Source organism: Colwellia sp. MB02u-10 (genome assembly GCF_014077185.1).
GTDB lineage: Bacteria > Pseudomonadota > Gammaproteobacteria > Enterobacterales > Alteromonadaceae > Cognaticolwellia.
Genome location: NZ_JACGVK010000136.1, coordinates 17782 through 38785 on the forward strand (window position 1 = coordinate 17782; position 21004 = coordinate 38785).

Annotated in this window: 14 protein-coding genes; 6 read left to right on the forward strand and 8 right to left on the reverse strand. The window is 38.1% G+C overall.

Annotation, left to right across the window (positions count from 1 at the left end; genetic code table 11):
- The first annotated feature begins 69 nt into the window (after positions 1-69).
- Positions 70-2505 (forward strand): winged helix-turn-helix domain-containing protein, encoded by a 2436-nt coding sequence (locus tag H4J59_RS19705; protein ID WP_182241214.1) that lies wholly within the window; start codon positions 70-72, stop codon positions 2503-2505.
- 28 nt (positions 2506-2533) lie between these two features.
- Complete coding sequence (locus H4J59_RS17095) at positions 2534-2992, forward strand: hypothetical protein (RefSeq protein ID WP_182138403.1); 459 nt, start codon at positions 2534-2536, stop codon at positions 2990-2992.
- An 84-nt stretch (positions 2993-3076) separates the two neighbouring features.
- On the opposite strand, the gene H4J59_RS17100 is transcribed toward H4J59_RS17095, so the two are convergent.
- From H4J59_RS17100 to H4J59_RS17110, 3 genes are all read right to left on the reverse strand, one after another.
- Positions 3077-3919, reverse strand: coding sequence for a 23S rRNA (adenine(2030)-N(6))-methyltransferase RlmJ (locus H4J59_RS17100; RefSeq protein WP_182241215.1), 843 nt, complete (start codon positions 3917-3919; stop codon positions 3077-3079).
- Between the two features lie 106 nt (positions 3920-4025).
- On the reverse strand, positions 4026-5618 hold the full coding sequence (locus H4J59_RS17105) for an ABC-F family ATPase (protein ID WP_182241216.1): 1593 nt from the start codon (positions 5616-5618) through the stop codon (positions 4026-4028).
- 418 nt (positions 5619-6036) lie between these two features.
- Complete coding sequence (locus H4J59_RS17110; RefSeq protein WP_182241217.1) at positions 6037-8388, reverse strand: YgiQ family radical SAM protein; 2352 nt, start codon at positions 8386-8388, stop codon at positions 6037-6039.
- 570 nt (positions 8389-8958) lie between these two features.
- On the opposite strand from H4J59_RS17110, the gene H4J59_RS17115 reads away from it, so the two are divergent.
- Positions 8959-11454 carry a prolyl oligopeptidase family serine peptidase gene (locus H4J59_RS17115; RefSeq protein ID WP_182241218.1) on the forward strand — a complete coding sequence of 832 codons (2496 nt, stop codon included), beginning with the start codon at positions 8959-8961 and terminating at the stop codon, positions 11452-11454.
- A gap of 119 nt (positions 11455-11573) precedes the next feature.
- On the opposite strand, the gene H4J59_RS17120 is transcribed toward H4J59_RS17115, so the two are convergent.
- Positions 11574-12416 carry an ABC transporter substrate-binding protein gene (locus H4J59_RS17120; protein WP_182241219.1) on the reverse strand — a complete coding sequence of 281 codons (843 nt, stop codon included), beginning with the start codon at positions 12414-12416 and terminating at the stop codon, positions 11574-11576.
- A gap of 313 nt (positions 12417-12729) precedes the next feature.
- Here H4J59_RS17120 and H4J59_RS17125 point away from each other — a divergent pair, with 313 nt between their 5' ends.
- Complete coding sequence (locus tag H4J59_RS17125) at positions 12730-14217, forward strand: FMN-binding glutamate synthase family protein (RefSeq protein ID WP_182241220.1); 1488 nt, start codon at positions 12730-12732, stop codon at positions 14215-14217.
- On the opposite strand, the gene rrtA is transcribed toward H4J59_RS17125, so the two are convergent.
- Both rrtA and H4J59_RS17135 read right to left on the reverse strand, forming a co-directional pair.
- Positions 14207-14806: a rhombosortase gene (rrtA, locus tag H4J59_RS17130; protein ID WP_182241221.1), complete on the reverse strand. Its 600-nt coding sequence runs from the start codon at positions 14804-14806 to the stop codon at positions 14207-14209. The genes H4J59_RS17125 and rrtA overlap by 11 nt on opposite strands.
- Before the next feature lie 204 nt (positions 14807-15010).
- Positions 15011-16039 (reverse strand): sensor domain-containing diguanylate cyclase, encoded by a 1029-nt coding sequence (locus H4J59_RS17135; RefSeq protein ID WP_182241222.1) that lies wholly within the window; start codon positions 16037-16039, stop codon positions 15011-15013.
- 222 nt (positions 16040-16261) lie between these two features.
- Between H4J59_RS17135 and H4J59_RS17140 the strand changes: the two genes are divergently transcribed.
- On the forward strand, positions 16262-16888 hold the full coding sequence (locus H4J59_RS17140) for a tRNA-uridine aminocarboxypropyltransferase (protein ID WP_182241223.1): 627 nt from the start codon (positions 16262-16264) through the stop codon (positions 16886-16888).
- Positions 16889-17102: 214 nt separating this feature from the next.
- Positions 17103-18860, forward strand: a complete 1758-nt coding sequence (gene ggt / locus H4J59_RS17145; protein WP_182241224.1) for a gamma-glutamyltransferase — start codon at positions 17103-17105, stop codon at positions 18858-18860.
- Between the two features lie 173 nt (positions 18861-19033).
- Here ggt and H4J59_RS17150 read toward each other — a convergent pair whose 3' ends face one another.
- A complete protein-coding gene (locus tag H4J59_RS17150; protein ID WP_182241225.1) occupies positions 19034-19468 on the reverse strand; it encodes a hypothetical protein in 435 nt (144 codons plus the stop codon).
- A 248-nt stretch (positions 19469-19716) separates the two neighbouring features.
- On the reverse strand, positions 19717-20694 hold the full coding sequence (gene cysK, locus H4J59_RS17155; RefSeq protein WP_182241226.1) for a cysteine synthase A: 978 nt from the start codon (positions 20692-20694) through the stop codon (positions 19717-19719).
- Positions 20695-21004: the final 310 nt, after the last annotated feature.

A 21004-nucleotide genomic window follows, 5' to 3' on the forward strand; every position in this document is an offset into this window, starting at 1 on the left:
ATTAAACCCTAAAACTTATAAAGAGTGCCTAAAGGCATGTTGTGCTCTTTTTTGTGAGGCTAGCATCACGTGTCAGCGAGCAATGAACCAGAAATTTCAGTTTCATTAGACAAGGTTACGGAGCACTTTGTTGTAGATGCAGAGCTACATCAGGGCTTTCAATTAGGTAGTCTAGTGATTGAACCTGATTTAGGTGTCGTTATTCGAAATGGTCAACGATACCATTTAGCACCTAAAGCGATGGAGGTTCTACTTTATTTATCATCGACTAATGGTGAGATTGTCTCGCGAGAGCAAATTTCGGTTTTTGCTTGGGGTGATAATCACGCGGCAAAAACCAATGTTACCCACGTCATCAGTGAAATTAGACATGTACTTGATGATCACAAAGAATGTCCCACATATATCCAAACTATTCCTCGCAAAGGTTATCGTATGCTTTTACCGACAGTGGCAAAGTCAGTGAATAGTATTTGGCCGTTCCCCGCTGATCAGCTACACCAAATTAGTGGCTCAGAAAAAAAATGGCAACTGTCATTTTCATTATTAAAAAGTAGTCGTTTAATTAACGCTAGTGCCGCATATTTAGTGGTATCTTGGGTTTTATTACAAGTATTCTCAATTATTTTACCTATTTTTGATGTACCAACTTGGGGGGGTAAGGTGGGTGCTTTATGTTTAGTTATTGGCTTTCCTCTCGTTATTAGTTTTCAGTGGTATAAAGAATTTAAAATAAGAAAAAAGTTTGCTCATGAAAACAATAAAAAAAAACGATTTATTTATCAACAACTTTCTGTCGATAGTTTTTTTATATTAATAATGTTGTTGATTATATATTACGTATCTACTCATCTTATTGAGAAAATAGAAAGTGAAAGTAATTTACAGCCACTTAATGTCATTGTTGACTACAAAGCGCCCATTGCTAATGTGATTGAAAATGCCGTTGCTGTCTTGCCTTTTCATGCAACCGGTATAGACAATAATCCTCAATACTTCGTTTCAGGTTTGCAAGAAGAGCTAGTCAATCTATTAACATTAAAAGCTGTATTTAAGGTGTCTTCAATAAGGGCTATAAATGCATTAGAACCTAAAGCAAGCATTGAAGAAATTAAAAATATTTTAGGCGTTAAATATATCGTAGAAGGTCGTTCTAAAGTGGTCAACAGTGTATTAATTATTAACACTACCATGATAGATGTTGTGACTGGCTTCCAGGTTTGGTCTGATGAATCTAAAGGCTCAATAGATGAACTGGTTATACTCTATAGTGACTTGTCTCGTAAAATTACTAATGCATTGCGTTTGCTTATCGTTGGCGATAACGCAGAGAACAACATCAATGCCATGCCAACAGAGAATTTTTCAGCCTATGATGCTTATTTACAAGGTAAAGAAAAGTACAGAAATTCAAAAGACATCAACAGCTTAGTCACAGCTGAAAAACTCTTTATTACTGCCTTACAATTGGACCCTAATTTTATTCAAGCTTCGTCAGCCTTATGTCAAACCTACTTGGATAAATATTTACTGAGCAATGATATAAATGAATATGAAAAAGGTTTAAATGTTTGTCAATTAATTGCCAGTAATCGGACAGTATCGTTTGAATCAGAATTAGCACTGGGTAGACTTTATCGTGTTAATGGCCAATATAAAAAAGCTGAAACACACTTAAACAAAGCAAAACTAATTAAACCAGAGTCGAGTGAAGTTTTTATTTCATTAGCTGATTTATATGCAAAATTAGAGCAAAGTGATAAGGCTGAAAGTTTATACCAACAAGCGATTAGTCTTGAGCTAGGTAATTGGAAAAATTACTATGATTACGGTTTGTTTTTATTTAACTCGGGCCGTTATGAACATGCAATAAGCCAATTTAATAAAGTCATACTAATCAATAAAAGCACGGCCATGGCCTATAATGCCTTAGGGGCTGTTTATTACATGCTACTAAATTTTGAGCAGGCCAATATTGCTTGGTCTAAATCACTGGCAATTAAGCCAACAGCATTAACTTTTTCAAATTTAGGTACAGTATTGTTTTTTATGCAGCGCTTTGAAAATGCTGCAGAAATGTATTTACAAGGTGCTGAATTATCCCCATTAGATCCTATCGTTTGGGGTAATTTGGGTGATGCATTTAAGTACAGTGAAAATAGCACACTCAAGGCTCAAGCGGCTTACAAAAAGGGACTTGATTTAGCTCAAAAAAATGCGTTTATAAATGATAAGGATCCAAGTCTACAAGCACAAATATCTCGTTATTACTCTGAATTAACTCAATGTGACCAAGCAAAGAAACACCAAGAAATAGTACTTAACAATAACGTGCATGATCCCTATATTTATTATGACTTAGCCATAGTAGCGATTAATTGCTTCGACGTTAACGACATGAAACCATTTATTAAAAAAGCTATCTTTTTAGGCTATCCCCGACAGCTTTTATTGGCGGATCCTCAGTTTTACGACTATAAACATTGGTTAAAAGAAATTGTTTGAATCCATTAACCTGAATAAGGAAAGTTCAATGAATAGCCAAAATATCAAATTACTGAAAAAAATGATCAGCGGTTTAATACTCTTAATAGCGACAACTTCCTTGGCAGCTTTTGCTGCTAGCAACAGCGCTAAAGATAAAGAATTGCTCATTCATGTAGACCCCTCGACACATTGCGCAATAAAGGTAACCCCCTCCGTCAATGAAAGTAACTGTGCATTGTTATATTCAGAGAGTAAAAACCCCTGTAAGAATGATCCCGAATGTGTTTGTTCACAAAAGGAGAAATATATTGCTTGGCAAACAACTACGGGTGATGCCTTTGATATTCGTTTTACCGAGGGTTCGCCTTTCAAAAGATGTGAATATCAAGCAGGTCGCGATGGTGAAGTACGTTGTAAAATTAAAAATACAGGTGACTATTACTATGAAGTAAATGTCAAAGGCTGTGCAACTAACCCTTATGATCCTCGTATTGTTGTGCAATGAGATTTTTGTACTGTATGACCTGAGATTTGGCAATATACTTTTTGGAGGCTGAAATGTACTTAGCCAAAGCTCAGGTTATTTTACTTATTCGTTAATTAATTGCTTAACACTATACTGACTTTCAGTATGGCCAAGTTTTGTTTTTAAATAGGGGAGTATTTCATCTAACTGGCGAGTTAATTGCCATGGTGGATTGACAATAAATAAGCCTGTGCCTGTCATGCCATATTCTTCAGTATCTGCATCTTGGCAATATTCTACTTGCGTTAAGTTACGCACTTCACTCTTAATAAAAGCATTCTGCATTTGTTCAACAAGTTCACGTTTAACGACTGGATACCATAAAATATAAGTGCCAGTAGCAAATTTTTTATAAGCATTAACAACCGTACGAACGGCTTTTAAGTAATCTTCTTTTAACTCATAAGGTGGGTCAATTAATACTACACCACGACGGTTTGGCGGCGGCACTAAACCTAACACACCTTGGTAACCGTCAGATTGCTTAACATGGGACTTATTCCACCGTTGGCTATATGCTTTTAAGTGTTCAATATCAGTCGGGTGTAACTCAAATAAATGTGCGCTGTCTTGTCGACGAGTAAACTGGCGAGCAATACCTGGGGAGCCAGGATAGAGTGTAAGTTCTCCAGTTTCCTGATTTAAATTTTTGACTAAATCAATATACGGCTGCAGGGCTTCGGGTAAGTCATCGTTTTCAATTAACTTAGCAATACCGTTTTTATATTCACCAGTTTTTTGAGCGTATTCGTCGCTCAGCTGATACATGCCAGCGCCCGAATGACTATCGATATAATAAAAGCCTTTATCTTTGCGGGTCATGTACTCCAGTACTAAGGTTAATACTGAATGTTTTAAAACATCAGCAAAATTTCCGGCGTGAAAAGCATGGCGATAACTGAGCACAATGGCTCCTTAAAATAGCGTAATAGCAATTGAAATAATAAAAAATAAAGCTATCAAAATTAACTCATGATAGCTTTATTACAGTGCGCTTACCGAGATAACTAATTTATACTTGTGACGCTAAATATTCGTCGTAGCCACCAGCAAAATCAGTGTAACCACCGGTTGTTAATTCGATAATACGAGTCGCTAAGCTTGAGACAAATTCTCGGTCATGACTAACGAACAAAATAGTGCCTTCATATTGCTCCATGGCCATGTTTAATGACTCGATAGATTCCATATCCATATGGTTTGTTGGTTCATCCATAATGAGAATATTTGGACGTTGCATCATGATTTTACCAAACAACATACGACCTTGTTCGCCACCTGAAAGTACTTTTACTGATTTGTTAATGTCATCAGCAGAGAATAATAAACGTCCTAAATAACTCCGAACAGCTTGTTCATCGTCGCTAGGTTGACGCCATTGGCTCATCCATTCAAATAAAGTCATATCATTTTCAAATTCATAACTATGGTCTTGTGCGTAGTAACCAATGTTAACGTTTTCTGACCAAGTATATAAACCTGATGTCGGCTGATATTCAGCTTCGCCCATTAGAGTGCGTAAAAATGTGGTTTTACCCACACCATTTTGTCCGATAATGGCGACACGTTCACCAACTTCAATCATCATGTTAAGGTTGCTTAAAACCTTATTATCACCAAAATCTTTGCCCATACTCTCAAGCACGAGGGCATTACGGAATAATTTTTTGTCTTGTTCAAAGCGAATAAAGGGATTAACACGACTTGATGCTTTTACATCGGCCAATTGAATTTTATCAATTTTCTTAGCACGAGACGTTGCTTGTTTTGCTTTTGAAGCATTGGCAGAGAAACGCGCGACGAAAGCTTGTAGTTCACCAATTTGTGCTTTTTTCTTGGCGTTGTCAGACATTAATTGCGCTCTAGCTTGCGTCGACGCCAACATATATTCGTCATAGTTACCCGGAAATAACCGTAATTCACCGTAATCTAGATCAGCCATGTGGGTGCAAACACTGTTTAAAAAGTGACGGTCATGCGAGATGATGATCATGGTTGAATCACGTGCGTTCAAGGTCTCTTCTAACCATTGAATAGTGTGAATGTCCAAGTTGTTGGTTGGCTCATCAAGTAATAAAATATCAGGATTAGAAAATAAGGCTTGTGCTAATAGCACACGTAACTTCCAACCTGGGGCAACGTCACTCATTAAACCATAATGTTGATCGACAGGAATACCGACACCCATTAATAATTCGCCGGCACGACTTTCTGCGCTGTAACCATCCATTTCAGCATATTCAGCTTCTAAATCACCGGCACGCATACCATCTGCTTCACTCATTTCAGGCAAAGCGTAAATCTCATCACGCTGTTCTTTTATTGCCCACAATTTGGTATGACCCATAATAACGGTGTCAACGACAGATGTTGCTTCAAAACCGAACTGGTCTTGACGCAGTTTACCAATGCGCTCATTTGGATCTAAATTAACATTACCCGATGTTTGTTCTAAATCACCACCTAAAATTTTAATAAAGGTTGATTTACCGCAGCCATTGGCACCGATTAAACCATAGCGATTTCCGCCCCCAAATTTTTGTGAAATGTTTTCAAATAACGGCTTAGCACCGAATTGTTGGGTAATATTGTTTGCAGCTAACATATAAGTTCCGTAGCGATTGTGTAGATGAGTGTAAGTTGAACTTTAATTTAAGTTTAACCTTAAATAATGCGCGAGATTATACAGTATGATGGCGTTGTTTGGAATTCTAGTGAGGCTTGAATGTGCAGGTTTTTTATTTGTTTTACATGAGTTGTGGTAGTTTGATAACTGCTTATCATTAAAGCAATAAAATGAAATTACGCATTTAATCTAAACTTGCTTCTCGAGGCTTTCTTATTTCCTCAACAACACTAGGACATTGTTCGCATGTTGCATAACAAACAACATAATATTTGTAATGAACTAATTATTGTTCTTTAGCTAGTGTGTCAACCTCTTTAGAAAGTTTAGACAAGTGAGTCATTATCCTGATTAAGGTCTACTAAATAGACCTTAATCACAACAATAAATTTCAACATCATACTGCTTTTATTTGGCCTTTTTTAGGTTTTCTGTCGTTAAACTGATTATCAGAAAAACGCGTTAAGCCTTGTTTGGCCTTATCGCCAGGTTTAGCTTTTTTAGCGGTTATGGGTTTTTTACCGTAACGCTTTTCCTGCCCTGGTGAGGTTTTATTCCCTTGGGCATTATTTTTACCTTTGCCGTTGTTTTTAAAGTGCGCTTGCTGGCTTTCATTTCTGCTTTCATTAGGCACTAAACAACCGGGTTTACTTCCAATCAGTTTTCTTGCTAGACCCATTTTGGTTAAGGCGTCACGAATAATGCCCCAGTTTGCAGGATCATGATAACGCAATATGGCTTTATGCAAACGACGCTGAATAGTGCCTTTTGGCACAGATACGGTCGCGCTGTCTTTTTTAACATTACGCAATGAATCAATTTCAGTATGATAAAGCGTAGTGGCGTTTGCTAATGGTGATGGATAAAAGTTTTGTACTTGATCAAGTTTAAAGTCGTTTTCTTTTAGCCATAGCGCAAGGTTGACCATATCTAAATCAGTAGTGCCCGGATGTGCTGAGATAAAGTAGGGTATTAAATACTGCTTTTTACCCGCAAGTTTAGAATAATGATCAAACATGTCTTTAAATTTGTTATAGCTGCCCATACCAGGCTTCATCATTTTATTTAATGGCCCTTCTTCAGTATGTTCAGGAGCAATTTTTAAATAACCACCCACATGGTGAGTCGCCAGTTCTTTAACATATTCAGGGTCTTGAATAGCTAAGTCGTACCTTACACCTGAGGCGATAAGTATTTTTTTGATACCTTTAACTTTCCGTGCTCTACGGTATAGATTAATTGTCGGGGTATGGTCGGTATCTAAGTGGCCGCAAATAGTTGGCCAAACACATGATGGCTTGCGACAGGTGGCTTCTGCTTTTTCACTTTTACAGTTTAATTTATACATGTTAGCGGTGGGTCCGCCAAGATCAGAAATAACGCCGGTAAAACCAGGTACTTTTAATTTAATATCTTCAATTTCGGCAATAATAGAGTCTTCAGAGCGACTTTGAATAATACGGCCTTCATGCTCAGTAATCGAGCAGAAGGTACAACCGCCAAAACAACCACGCATAATATTGATTGACGTTTTTATCATGTCGTAAGCGGGAATTTTAGCATCACCATAAATAGGATGAGGTACACGTTGATACGGTAAACCAAAAACGCCATCCATTTCTGCTTCAGATAAGGGTTTAGCTGGCGGGTTTAACCAAATAAGTCGGCTACCATGCTTTTGCACTAAAGGTTTAGCGGATGTTGGGTTAACTTCTTGATGAAAAATACGTGAGGCATGCGCATAAAGCGTTTTGTTGTCTCTGACTTGCTCAAAGGTTGGTAAGTTAATGTACGTAGTTTCCCACGGTTTTTTCTTATCTTCCCATGATTTATTCTTATGTGCAGTGGCTCTAAATTCACTTAATTGTATCGGTTGTGCGGTTTTAGTTACATCTTTTTCAGCGGCGTTTTTTACCATGTCTTCAGCGGCAGCAGCTGCTGCATCGGCTGATGTCGTGGCGCAATCAGGCGATGTCATGTCTTGATATGGGCTATAGATAGGGTCTATTTTTCCCGGTTTATCAATACTTCGAGAGTCTATGCCTTTCCAGCCGGGTAATACTTGGTTTGCTAAAAATGCGCTACCACGTACATCGGTAATGTTTTTAACATCATCACCATTGGCAATACGGTGGGCAATCTCTATGAGTGGACGCTCAGCATTACCGTAAATTAACAGATCAGCTTTGGAATCAAATAATACCGATTGACGCACTTTATCAGACCAATAATCATAATGAGCAACTCGGCGTAAACTCGCTTCTATACCACCAATAATAATAGGTACGCCCTTATAGGCTTCTTTACATTTCTGGGTATAAGCGGTTACCGCGCGGTCGGGACGTTTGCCACCTTCATCATTTGGGGTATAAGCATCGTCATGGCGCATACGTCTTTCGGCCGTATAGCGGTTAATCATTGAATCCATATTGCCGGCGGTGACACCAAAAAATAAATTAGGTTTACCCAATTGCATAAAGGCGTCTTTTGAGTGCCAATCAGGTTGAGCAATTATGCCGACGCGAAAGCCTTGTGACTCCAACATACGACCAATAACGGCCATACCAAAACTGGGATGGTCAACATAAGCGTCGCCAGTCACTAAAATAATATCGCAACTATCCCAGCCTAACACCTCCATTTCTTGACGAGACATCGGCAAAAATGGTGCGGTTCCATAGCATTCTGCCCAATACTTAGGGTAATCGAATAGTTTTGGAGTTGTTTTCTGGAGTGACGCTAAGTTCATACATTACCTAAATTAATTTTTTACAATAGAGACAAGCGTGATATCACACACTTTCAAAGCCTAACAATGACCTATTAACCGACAAAGTAAATACCTTGATGATAAATGTCATATTTACCACATTCACACAGCGCACGATTGCAGAAATAAAAGTCACATTAACAAAGCGCGCGATTATAGCAGAGAAAAATAGGAGGCGCGCGATTAAAAAATTTTAGCCAAAATTTTCTTAGGACAATTGAAAGGATGAATTATCCCATTGAGCACAATATAAGGTGATTTATCAGCAAAAAATAATTTAAGAAAGGTTGCTCATGGCTTTGTTTGCTGAGTTGTTCTACCTGATAGAGGCTTTCATCGTATAAAGTTTGTTATTGGTCGTGTTATAAGGCAGAGACATTGAAAATTAAGCTATTTTTTAGTATAACTAGCTGCAGAATCTTAATGATTAGCAAGGTTAATCATTTCAGTGCCATTGAACTTTGTACCAACGTTGAGATAAATAGCCCTTATAAATAAGCCAATATAAGCTACCTAATATAAGCAACCCTATATAAGTATAAATAAATTATGAAAATACAATTAATTGCCGCTGCTATTAGTTTTTCTTTAGTCGCCTGTGTATCGACAGAGCAAAAACAGGTTGTACTAGACAGTCAGACTACTATTGCTAGTGACGTTACCACTAGTGACGTTATTGCCCGTGAAGTGCTAGCAAAACCATCTGTAGGCGTAACAAGTGCAACAAAGATTACCTTAGAAAAAATCATGTCAAATCCTGATTGGTTTGGCCGCTCTCCTGAGTCTTGGTATTGGGGTGACGATAGCCAAACTGTGTTTTATAAGCAAAAGCGTCAAGGCAACCCATTACGTGATTTAGTACAAAAAAACTTAAGCACGCAAGGTAATGGTGAGTTAGTTAAATTAGCGCAAATGCATGTGGTTGCTGACACTAATGCGGTATTAAATAATAGCCGTACGCATGAGGTATACACCTTTGAAGGTAATGTTTTTGTTAAAGCATTGGCCACTCAAACTGTGCAGCAGTTAACCTATACCTCGGCAGTTGAATCATCGGCGATGTTTTTAACTAATGGTAATATCGCTTATCGCGTTGATGATATCTTTTACGCCCATGATATGAGCAGTCAAAAAATTATTGAGTTAGCCAATTTAAAAATGACTGACGCTGAAAAGCCTGTTCTCGATACACCAAGCTATATCGCTGCTGAGCAACATGAACTGATTGAATATGTTGCGCTGCAGGAGCGCAATAAAGACTTACGTGCCGAGCAAAAACGTCAGTTAAGGGTAAAAAATAGCACAGTAACCCAAACAAATTTTTACCTCGGTAAAGGCAATAAAGTTGTGCATGCGAGTCTTTCACCGGCCGGCGATAAATTAGTGGTTAGTGTGGCAACGGATAAGTCGCCAGGTAAAGACAGTGACATTATGCCTAACTATATTGCTAACGACGGCGATATTAAAGCGAAAAAGGTGCGAACACGCGTTGCTGATAACCGCCAATATGCTGAACAGCTTTATATTTTAGATTTAAGCCAAGGCACAAAAGCCTTGTTGAGTTATGACAGCTTACCGGGTTTTGATGAAGACGTGCTAGCTAGTGTGCGTAAAGAAAATTATGCCCGTGAAGGTAAAAAATATAAATCAGAAAAATCAGCGCGTAATATTCATGTTATGCAAACGTGGGAGCCTATTCAATGGCAAAATAATGGTCAGCAAGTCGCTATTATGCTTGAAGCCTGGGATAACAAAGACCGTTGGATTACAACGGTTGATTTTGACCGTAAAGCTTTGGTTTCTCAACACCGTTTACATGATGATGCTTGGATAAATTACACCTTTAATGAACAGGGTTGGTTAAATAACGCCGAAAGTTTATATTATCTTTCAGAAGAAAGTGGTTACGCACACTTATACCTTAAGCCACTAAATGGCAAAGCAAGAGCCTTAACGGCAGGTAATTTTGAAGTTAACGACTTAACAGTATCTGCTGATGAACAAAATATTTACTTTAAAGCCAATAAAAAACACCCAGGTATTTATGAAATTTACAAAGTGAATATTGCGTCAGGTAAAGTTACTGCGTTAACCGATTTAGGTGGTATGAATAATTACACGTTAAGCCCTGATGAAGCTAAACTTCTAATTGAGCATTCAGAAATCACCTCACCACCAGAGCTTTATGTTAAAGATATGACTAACAACACTGAGGCAATGCGATTAACCCATACCGTTTCAGCAGCGTTTCTGGCGATGCCTTGGGCAGCACCTAATGTGGTCGCTATCGAGTCATCACATCAAGCACAGCCCATATATTCAAAAGTATACTTACCTAAAGGTTACGATAAAACCAGCGCTAAAAACAAAGCGGTAATGTTTAGCCATGGCGCGGGCTATTTGCAAAATTCGCATTTAGGTTGGTCGGGTTACTTTCGTGAATATATGTTTCACAGCATGTTAGTACAACAAGGTTATGTGGTTATCGATATGGATTACCGTGCATCAAAAGGCTATGGCCGTGATTGGCGTACAGCAATATACCGCCATATGGGTAAGCCCGAAGTGCAAGATATGCGTGATGGCGTAAATTGGTTAGTGGAAAATGCCAATGTTGACGCTAACCGTGTAGGTACTTATGGCGGCTCTTACGGTGGCTTTTTAACTTTGATGTCAATGTTCACCGACCCTGAGTTATTTCAATCAGGTTCAGCGCTGCGTTTAGTGTCGGATTGGGCTTATTACAATCATGGTTACACGTCTAACATCTTAAATATGCCGGGTGATGATCCCATTGCTTATGAACGTAGCTCACCCATATACTTCGCCGAAGGCTTAGAAAAACCGCTGCTAATTAATGCACCTATGGTCGATGACAATGTGTTTTTTCAGGATACTGTGCGTTTAGTTCAGCGCTTAATTGAGTTAGAAAAACAAGACTTTGAAACCGCTATTTATCCGGTAGAGCCCCATGGTTTTGTTCAACCTAGCTCTTGGTTAAATGAATATCGGAGAATTTATAAGTTGTTTGAAACTACCTTATAAAAATTTTACTGATAAGCAATAATAAAGGCCTCATTTGAGGCCTTTATTAGCTTCAGGATGTCGGCAATGGCACGATAAAATAGTGCCAATATTTGATTAATCATTTAATCGAAACTAATTTATAACTTAGGGCTGGTGAGTGTGTTACGCCATTTTTCCCAGATAGCATCATAAGTACCATCTTGGTAAAGGCTTTGTAGTTTATTTGATAAATGCTTGATGATGTTATCGTCAGTTTTTTTACTGCAGGCGAAGAAAAAATTTAGTGGTAAATCTTTAATTTCATAGACCCGTTGCAGCTCATTTATATTAGCTCCCGCTAATTCAGTACGAAATTTTATTGTCGTATCATCGGCGACGATCAGGTCTATTTCTGGTCGAGTCATCAATAAACTAATCAATGATTTTGTGTCATCTAAAACATAGAGGTTCTCGCCCTCGTTAAAGCCTCGCTCTATTAATCCGATATGAGTGAAATCATTTCGATTAACGGCAACAATGTATTTCTTTGCATCGTTTAGGTTGGATATTTTAATATGACGACCTTTACGTGCCCACATTGCTGTGTTGTTTACGTTGGATATTGGCCCAACCCACTTAAACATATTTTCTCGTGACTTTAATCGAGCAAGGGAGAATATGCAGTGATTAGCTTTTACTTGGGCTAAATTATAAGAGCGGACCCAAGGATAATTTTTCATTGAATAGGCATATTGACTTCGTGCCATCGTCTCTTTAATTATATCTACTGCAAAGCCGGACAGTGGTTTATTTTGAGTCACTATTTGGTATGGAGGTAAATGTTCGGTAACTATATGTATAAAAGGACTTTTGTTAGCACTGATAGGTAAAACAACCCATAATAATGTTAAAGCAAGATATGATATTTTTTTTATATATAGACTTGCGTTACTCTGTTTATAACGAGCAATAATATTGTGGTTATTTTGAGTTTTCTGCAATTGATATCCCTTATTAAGCCAAAGCCCATTTATGATTGTAATTTTCTTTAATTTTTATCATAAACAACTGACATGAAAAAGCCACAGATTTAAAATAATTGCTGCTAAAGTAATTTTTATGAAGCTAATATTATACTGCCTGCATATTTACCTGCAGGAGGTCATGGTACTTTTTTGATACATTATTAATTAGTCTATGATGATATAATAAACGCCATATTTTGAGTCTTTTGATACCTTTTTGTCGATAATTTCTTGATAAAAAATTAGATTAAAATCAACTGAAAAAACCAACAAGATTAACGAGGTAAACATGGATAACATGCTAGGTTATGTAGAAACGCTTTCTGCACTATTTATATTATTGTTGGGGCTAGGCGTATTAGCGATAATCTATATGTACATTGTAGATAAAACGCAAAATAAACAGGCGATAAGGCGTAATTATCCCGTTATTGGCCGGTTTAGATATTTTTTTGAAAAGCAGGGGGAGTTTTTTAGACAATACTTTTTTGCCATGGACCGAGAAGAGCTACCCTTTAATCGAGCTGAGCGCAGCTGGGTCTATCGTGCAGCAAAAAATGTTGACCGTACCGTGGCATTTGGCTCGACGCGAAATCTTGAACCCATTGGCACCATAATGTTTATGAACTGTGCTTTTCCGACCCTGGAAGAAGACGCAGTCCCGGCGAGCTCTATTACCTTTGGTCGTCAATGTAGAAAGCCTTACATCACAGATTCAATTTTTAATATTTCAGCGATGAGTTTTGGCGCTTTATCTGCACCAGCAATCAAAGCACTTTCAGATGGTGCAGCAAAAGCAGGATGCTGGTTGAACACAGGTGAAGGCGGTGTTAGTGAACATCATTTGGCCAGTGGTGCAGATATTGTTTATCAAATAGGCACCGCAAAATATGGCGTAAGGGATGAGCACGGACAGTTATGCGACAAAATGTTGGCTGCATTAGCGGCTATGCCACAAATTAAAATGTTTGAAATAAAAATGAGCCAAGGCGCTAAACCCGGTAAGGGTGGTATATTGCCGGGCAAAAAAGTAACTGAAGAAATTGCTATGATACGAGGTATACCAGTAGGTGTAGACTCAATTAGTCCCAATGCTCACCCAGAAATTAAGTCAGTGAAAGATATTTTGACCATGGTCAATCGAGTGCGCAAAGTCACCGGTAAGCCTGTAGGCTTTAAAGCGGTTATCGGTGAATCGTTATGGTTAAGAGATTTACTTGAAGAGATTAACCGCCAAGGGCCAGAATCTGCGCCAGATTTTATTACCATAGACAGTGCCGATGGTGGTACGGGGGCAGCACCACAACCCTTGATGGATTATGTTGGCTTGCCGTTAAAAGAAAGCTTACCGCTCGTCGTTAATTTACTCGTTGAATATGGTTTACGTGACCAAATTAGAATTATATGTGCAGGTAAATTGATCACACCATCAAAAGTTGCTTGGGCACTGGCAATGGGGGCTGATGCCGTAAATTCAGCAAGAGGATTTATGTTTTCTTTAGGCTGTATTCAAGCAATGCAGTGTAATAAAGACACCTGTCCTACGGGGATTACTACGCATGATCCTAGATTACAACAAGGGTTAGACCCAGTCAGTAAAGCTGTGCGTGTTGCCAATTATCATAAGTACATTCTATATGGTGTTGGGTTGTTAGCACATTCATGTGGTGTTACCCAGGCAAGAGATTTAGGCCGTCACCATGTTCGGGTTATTCAAGACAACGGTTTATCTATTGCGCTTGATAAATTACATCCCTATAACGAAACTAAGCACTAGCTTTATTAGCCGTAAAATAACACCAGATAAAAGCTAACAAGCCACCGATCGCGCCATATAAATGAGCATCGGTGGCAACACTTGCACCGATAAGTATTTCTACATCAGCGCTGGCACCGTAAATTTGCTCATGAATGATTTTTGCCATCACACCGATTAACAGCAGATAGCCGGTTTTTTCTTTATGCTTGATGTCCATTAATGCCCCCCAAACGAAAAAGCCATGCAGAATACCTGACAGCCCAACATAAAGTTCAATGTTGACAGAAAACCAATAAATACCCAGGCTGCAAACTATGGTACTGGTCAAAAACACTAACAGGTAATTTTTATAGCTATAATATTGCCCATGCAAGGCCCATAGCAGAGCTACTGCGGCGACATTCAGCATAAAGTGGTTAGTATTAGAATGAAAAAAATGGCCTGATATTATACGCCAATATTCTCCCGCCGTGATTAAGCTGCGATTATAAATGAGCAAGTCAGAAATTTGAGCATCAAAGATAAGTGCGCTCAAAGCAAGCGCAAATACGATCGTAGGGCCAAGGCTGTGAGTTGCTTTTACGGGTAGAGGTTTTAATTGCAACATGTGTTTTTATTATTTATTTAAATTTATACCGTCATATGATTCAACGCACTTTAGCAGTTGCTTACCGCTTTATAAACATTAGTTTTAGTGAATAGGGCGAGTAATGACCAGTGAGTATGGATTTACCTTGTTCGCTATAGCTGCTCAGTTACACTTCAATAAAGAATAAAATTTTTCTCCGTAACTTAAATAACTTAAATAGTTTTAAATAACTTCAGAGTAAACTTGATTACGACCTTGTTTTTTTGAAATATAAAGCTGTTTATCTACCCGTTGAAATAAACTGTCTATTGAGTCACCGCTGTTATATTGTGCAACACCAAAGCTACAGGTTACTGATATTTTGTTTTTTATTTGGTGTAGGCTAATCATTTCTCGTAATTTATCGCTGGTTTGATGTGCCTGTTTTTGAGAGAGTTCAGGGAAAATAATAACAAATTCATCACCACCCCAGCGAGCAAATAAATCGACATCTCTAATGTTTTCGGCAACAAGTTTGGCTATCATACAAAGAATATTATCACCCACTTTATGACCATGTTGATCGTTAATTCCTTTAAATTTATCTAAATCAAACATGACTAGTGTTAAAGGGTGGTGATAGCGATCCGCGCGTATTATCTCCTTATTTAATACCGTCTCAAAAAGCTTACGATTGGCAACTTCTGTTAAAGAGTCTATGTTTGAAACTGACTCAACCTCGATGATTTTTCGTTCTAATTGTTGGTTTTTTTTGGCTAACTCATCCGTTTTTTGTGCAATAACTTTTTCTAAGGATAAGTGGCTATCTTGTAATAGTTTGTTTTTTTCAATAAGGTCTATTTTAGCCATAACTTGTTGGTGTATATCATGATGTGCGCCAATCATCCGGTCAACACTGCCATCGGAATTTCTTGCTATAATCGCGCCACGATCTGCAATCCATAAATAACTATCGTCTGATTTTTTACAACGATATTCTACATCATAAGCGTTAATTTTTCCTGATATATAACATTCAAACTGATGCATAACTCTAGGGTAATCTTCTGGATGGATAATATTTTCCCAAGTAAATACATCCTTTCTAAAAACAGCAAACTCGTAACCTAACATGTGGAACCAGCTAGGGCTACGGGTCACTACTTTGGTATTGCTATTCCAGTCCCAAACACCTTCAACAATAATATTTAAGATATTATTTAAGGTATTATCTGAAGCGCTAGCCGAACTGTGTTGATAGGTTTTATGCATGGAAATCCCTTGTTAAATGCATTATGAAAACAACGATATTTAAAAACACTAATTGTCTCGTGCGATATTGACAACGTCCCTAAGTAATAGCGGTGATTGGTTGAATTAGCAATTCGAAATGAGTTAAGTACAACAATATTAAAAAGTAATGTAATAAATGACTTAAACTCGTCGATAAAGTTTCGTAAACTTAACTATCCTATTTTTTATTATTTTAAATAAATGTCCCGAGTTTTATGTCAACAATGTCAACGGCCTGAAAAAGCCTGTATTTGCGTTTTTACTGTCGCTATTGATAACCACATACCTGTTATTGTGCTGCAACATCCCAATGAAGTTAAGCAAAGCAAAGGTACGGTCAGCTTATTACAACAATCGTTAGCGCACTGCGAGGTGATAGTTGGCGAAACCTTTGCGAATTCTGATATTTTAAGACAGCGCCTGATACAATACGCTGACAAAATAGTATTGTTATATCCGAGTAAGCAAGCTTTAACGCTGAATTTTCCAGCGTTAACTATTCCCGGTAATAATCAAAGTGAGGATATAGAGCGTGAGCCGAGTGAAATTAAGTGCATTATTATACTTGATGGCACTTGGAAAAAAGCCTATCGCATGTTTATGAGCAATGCTTGCTTACATAATATAAAGCATATTGTTTTACCGCAAGGTATAGCCAGCCTTTATGAGATTAGAAAAACCAAAAAAGACCATGCGCTATCATCACTGGAAGCATGCTGTCATGCTTTAGCTCGCTTAGAAAATGAGCCTAAAAAGTATCAAAAATTGTTAAATAGTTTTGTAAAATTTAATCAATTTCAACAATCATTTAGTCAGCCTAGTGACTGATGGCTGAATAAAATATATACCTGATAATGAAGGGGTTAATGTCTTGTGCAATGTTATGGTAGTTAAAGTAAACCAGTTGCATTAATGATCAGGTTTACTTTATACACAAATAAAAGGCACCTATTTTAATGGTTAGTTGTTTTAACTAGCTGAAATAATGAGAAAACTAGTGAGATTAGTATAACTTATCGTAAATTATTTATTAAGGAACAGCATGTCAAATTCAGCCATAAAAGGGCTATTATCTTTACTCTTTATTTCCACCAGTTTGCTGGTTGTAGCAGCGCCAGATAAAAAAAGAGAAGACCGTGAACCAGAAGCGGCAACAGGTATTATCGCTAAGCAAACCGTGGTTACCGAGCATGCCATGGTAGCAACAGCAAACCCTTATGCCAGTAAAGCCGGTTTGAATATACTCAAGCAAGGTGGAAGTGCTGTAGATGCTGCTATTGCAGTCCAATTGGTATTAACCTTGGTTGAGCCACAATCTTCAGGCATTGGTGGCGGTGCGTTTATGTTGCATTGGGATAAAAAAGCTCAGCAGCTAACCACTTTTGATGGCAGAGAAACCGCGCCAGCGGCGGCAACAACAGATATGTTTTTAGATGAAAATGGTCAAGCTATTCCATGGATAAAAGCCGTTGTTGGTGGTCATGCTGTTGGCGTACCTGGGGTATTAGCAAGTCTTAACAAGGCGCATGTAAAATATGGCAAGCTACCTTGGGCGGTATTGTTTAAAGATGCAATTAATTTAGCAGAAACAGGGTTTATTGTTTCACCTAGGCTAGAAAAACTGGTGGCAATGGAGTTTAACCCCGGTATTACGAAATTACCGACGATTAAAAACTACTTTTTTCCTCATGGTGAGGCAGTAAAAGCAGGGCAGTTATTAAAAAACCCAAAGTTAGCGACGGTATATCGCAGTATTGCTAAAAACGGCATCAACGCTTTTTATGAAGGTTGGATCGCGAAGAAAATTGTTGCTGCAGTACAACAATCAGCCATTGCCCCAGGCCGTTTAACATTAGCTGATATGAAAAACTATCGCGCAAAAGAATTACCGGCGGTATGTGGACCTTATCGACAATATCAAGTGTGTGGCATGGGACCACCAAGCTCGGGTGGTGTGGCTGTTATTCAAATACTCGGACAACTTGAAAAATTTGATATTGCCAAATTATCACTAGCAGATGTTGAGTTTACCCACTTATTTAGCCAAAGTTCTCGTTTGGCATTTGCCGATCGTAACCGTTATATTGCCGATAGCAGCTTTGTGAATGTACCCACACAGGGGTTGATTTCAAAGCCATATATGGCGCAGCGCTCCGCGTTGATTAATCCTGATAGCGATATGGGTAAAGCGGTTGCAGGCACACCAATAGGTGCACTGGAACAAGCCGACGACAACGCTTATGAATTGCCTTCAACAAGCCACATCTCAATTGTTGATGAAGACGGTAATGCTGTTTCTATGACCACCAGTGTTGAAATGGGCTTTGGCTCTGCGGTGATGGTTGAAGGTTTTATTCTCAATAATCAATTGACTGACTTTTCATTAGATCCAAAAAAGAATGGTCAGTGGGTAGCTAACCGTTTAGAGCCAGGTAAGCGTCCGAGAAGCTCTATGGCACCTATGATGGTATTTACTCAAGACAAGTCTTTAAAGCTTGTTTTAGGCTCTCCGGGCGGCAGCCGAATTATTAATTATGTTGCACAAACCATGATCGCTATTTTAGATTGGCAACTTGATCCACAATCTGCGATTAACTTGCCCCACATCACTAATCGCAATAAGGTCACCACATTGGAAAAAGGCAGCGATTTAGTCAAGCTTAAATCAGCGTTAGAAGCAAAAGGGCATCAGGTTGTGGTGCGTGATTTAAACAGTGGTATTCAGGCGATTGAATTATCTAAGGGTAAATTGCGAGGTGGGGCTGATCCTCGTCGCGAAGGTATAGCCATAGGTTATTAACTTTAATTAAAGCTAAAGTTTAAGTTTAAAAAAACGGCGTCAATATTGACGCCGTTTTTTTATTCAGGATGAATGATTAGCTTTTATGTTCGCAACAAAAGCTAAGTCTCGACATTTATGTCGGCAATGCCACTGTTCACATGAAATAGTGGCGATGTTATTTTAGGGAAAAATTAAAAGGGGTCTTTTAGTATTTTTTCGATAATCCATTTATTATCAATTTGTACCAACAACAATCGTTTAACATCTTTTATGCGGTCATTTTGATAATAACCGTCAAAATAAAGAGTAATCTCCGCAGAGTTTTTAAATTGTTCCCTCACTTTAACACCACTATCATCGGGCTTAATATCAACTTTATCGTATGACATATTGAACAAATGGCGAGCAACCGCTTTAGGTGATTGATAGTGCAGAATAATGCGCGATAATCGTGGACTACAAACCGATGCGGCTTTTTTTATATTTTGTTCATTATACAAGGCATTAAAAAATTCAATGGCAACCACTTCTGGGTTGTCAAGATCATGAATTTTGTTTTTGTTTTCTTTACTACAGGCAGAAAACAAAATAACGAAACTTAGGATGATTAATTTTAAATAATTCATAGGGTAATAGATAACTTTGTGAACTTAACGTCATTTTACCGCAAAAATAGGAGTTAAAGCTAGAGTAAGCTAATTTTTACTGACTTAAATTGTATATTATTTTAAGATCAAAAAAAGCCTGATTCTTTCAAATCAGGCTTTTAAAAATTCAGCTCAAGCTAGCGTTTAACTGTCAACAAAACCCGTGAATTGTCATAGTTTAATCATAATGGGTTAACAATTAAACTTAGCTTGATGTTTTTTAGCTATTACGCCAGATCTTCTTCAGAAAATGAATCAGCAAACAATGGACTTGAAAGGTAGCGTTCAGCAGAACTAGCAAGAATAACAACAATGTTTTTGCCCGCATTTTCTGGTCTTTCAGCAATACGCTTAGCGGCTACAACGGCAGCTCCAGACGATATACCGGCAAGTATACCTTCTTCTTTCATTAAGCGATGCGCCATTGCCATACAGTCATCATTTGATACTTGTTCAACTGCATCAATAAGTGAAAGATCTAAGTTGCCAGGAATAAAGCCAGCACCAATACCTTGAATTTTATGAGGACCCGGTGTTAGTTTTTCACCTGCCATTGCTTGAGTAATAACAGGCGAATCTGTAGGTTCAACCGCTACTGAGGTGATTTTATGCTCAGCAACACTTTTAAGATATCGCGTTGTACCGGTAATTGTGCCACCCGTACCAACACCAGCAACGAAGAAATCAATGTTACCTTTAGTATCGCGCCAAATTTCAGGTCCGGTAGTTTTCTCATGAATTTCAGGGTTAGCCGGATTATCAAATTGACCTAACAGTACGGTGTTCTCTGGATCAGCATCTTTAATTTCTTGTGCTTTGGCAATAGCACCATTCATGCCTTTAGCACCGTCGGTTAATATTAATTTAGCCCCTAGTGCAATTAATAATTTTCTACGCTCTATACTCATAGTGCTTGGCATAGTTAGGGTGATTTTATAACCACGAGCAGCAGCAACAAATGCTAGTGCGATACCTGTATTACCACTGGTGGGTTCGACAATAGATTTACCGGCCACAAGCAAACCTTTTTTCTCGGCATCCCAAATCATGTTGGCACCAATGCGGCACTTAATACTAAAGCTTGGGTTACGTGCTTCAATCTTTGCGTAGATATTGGCCGTATTTTCACCCGTAACGATGCGGTTAAGTTTAACTAGCGGTGTATTACCAATTGATGTTGAGTTATCTTCAAATATAGTCGACATTTTTTAATCCTGTTTTCATTGCATTGACCGAGTATGGCATACAGATTTAATCGTTATTTTATGTGTTAACCACCGAAAGTTATTTCAGATAAATTAACACTATTATTACAAGTAGGTTAACACTATTGCAAGTAGGTTAAAACTATTGCAAGTAGGTTGATACTATAGGAAGTAGGTTAACGCTTTATGGCAGAAAAAGAAGTGATATTTCGGTATCTTATATGCAAAAAAGGAATAGATACCTAATTAATAGGTCTTAAAAGGTGTTTTTTTCATACTTGAGTATCACTTTATTTCATCTATATCGCGG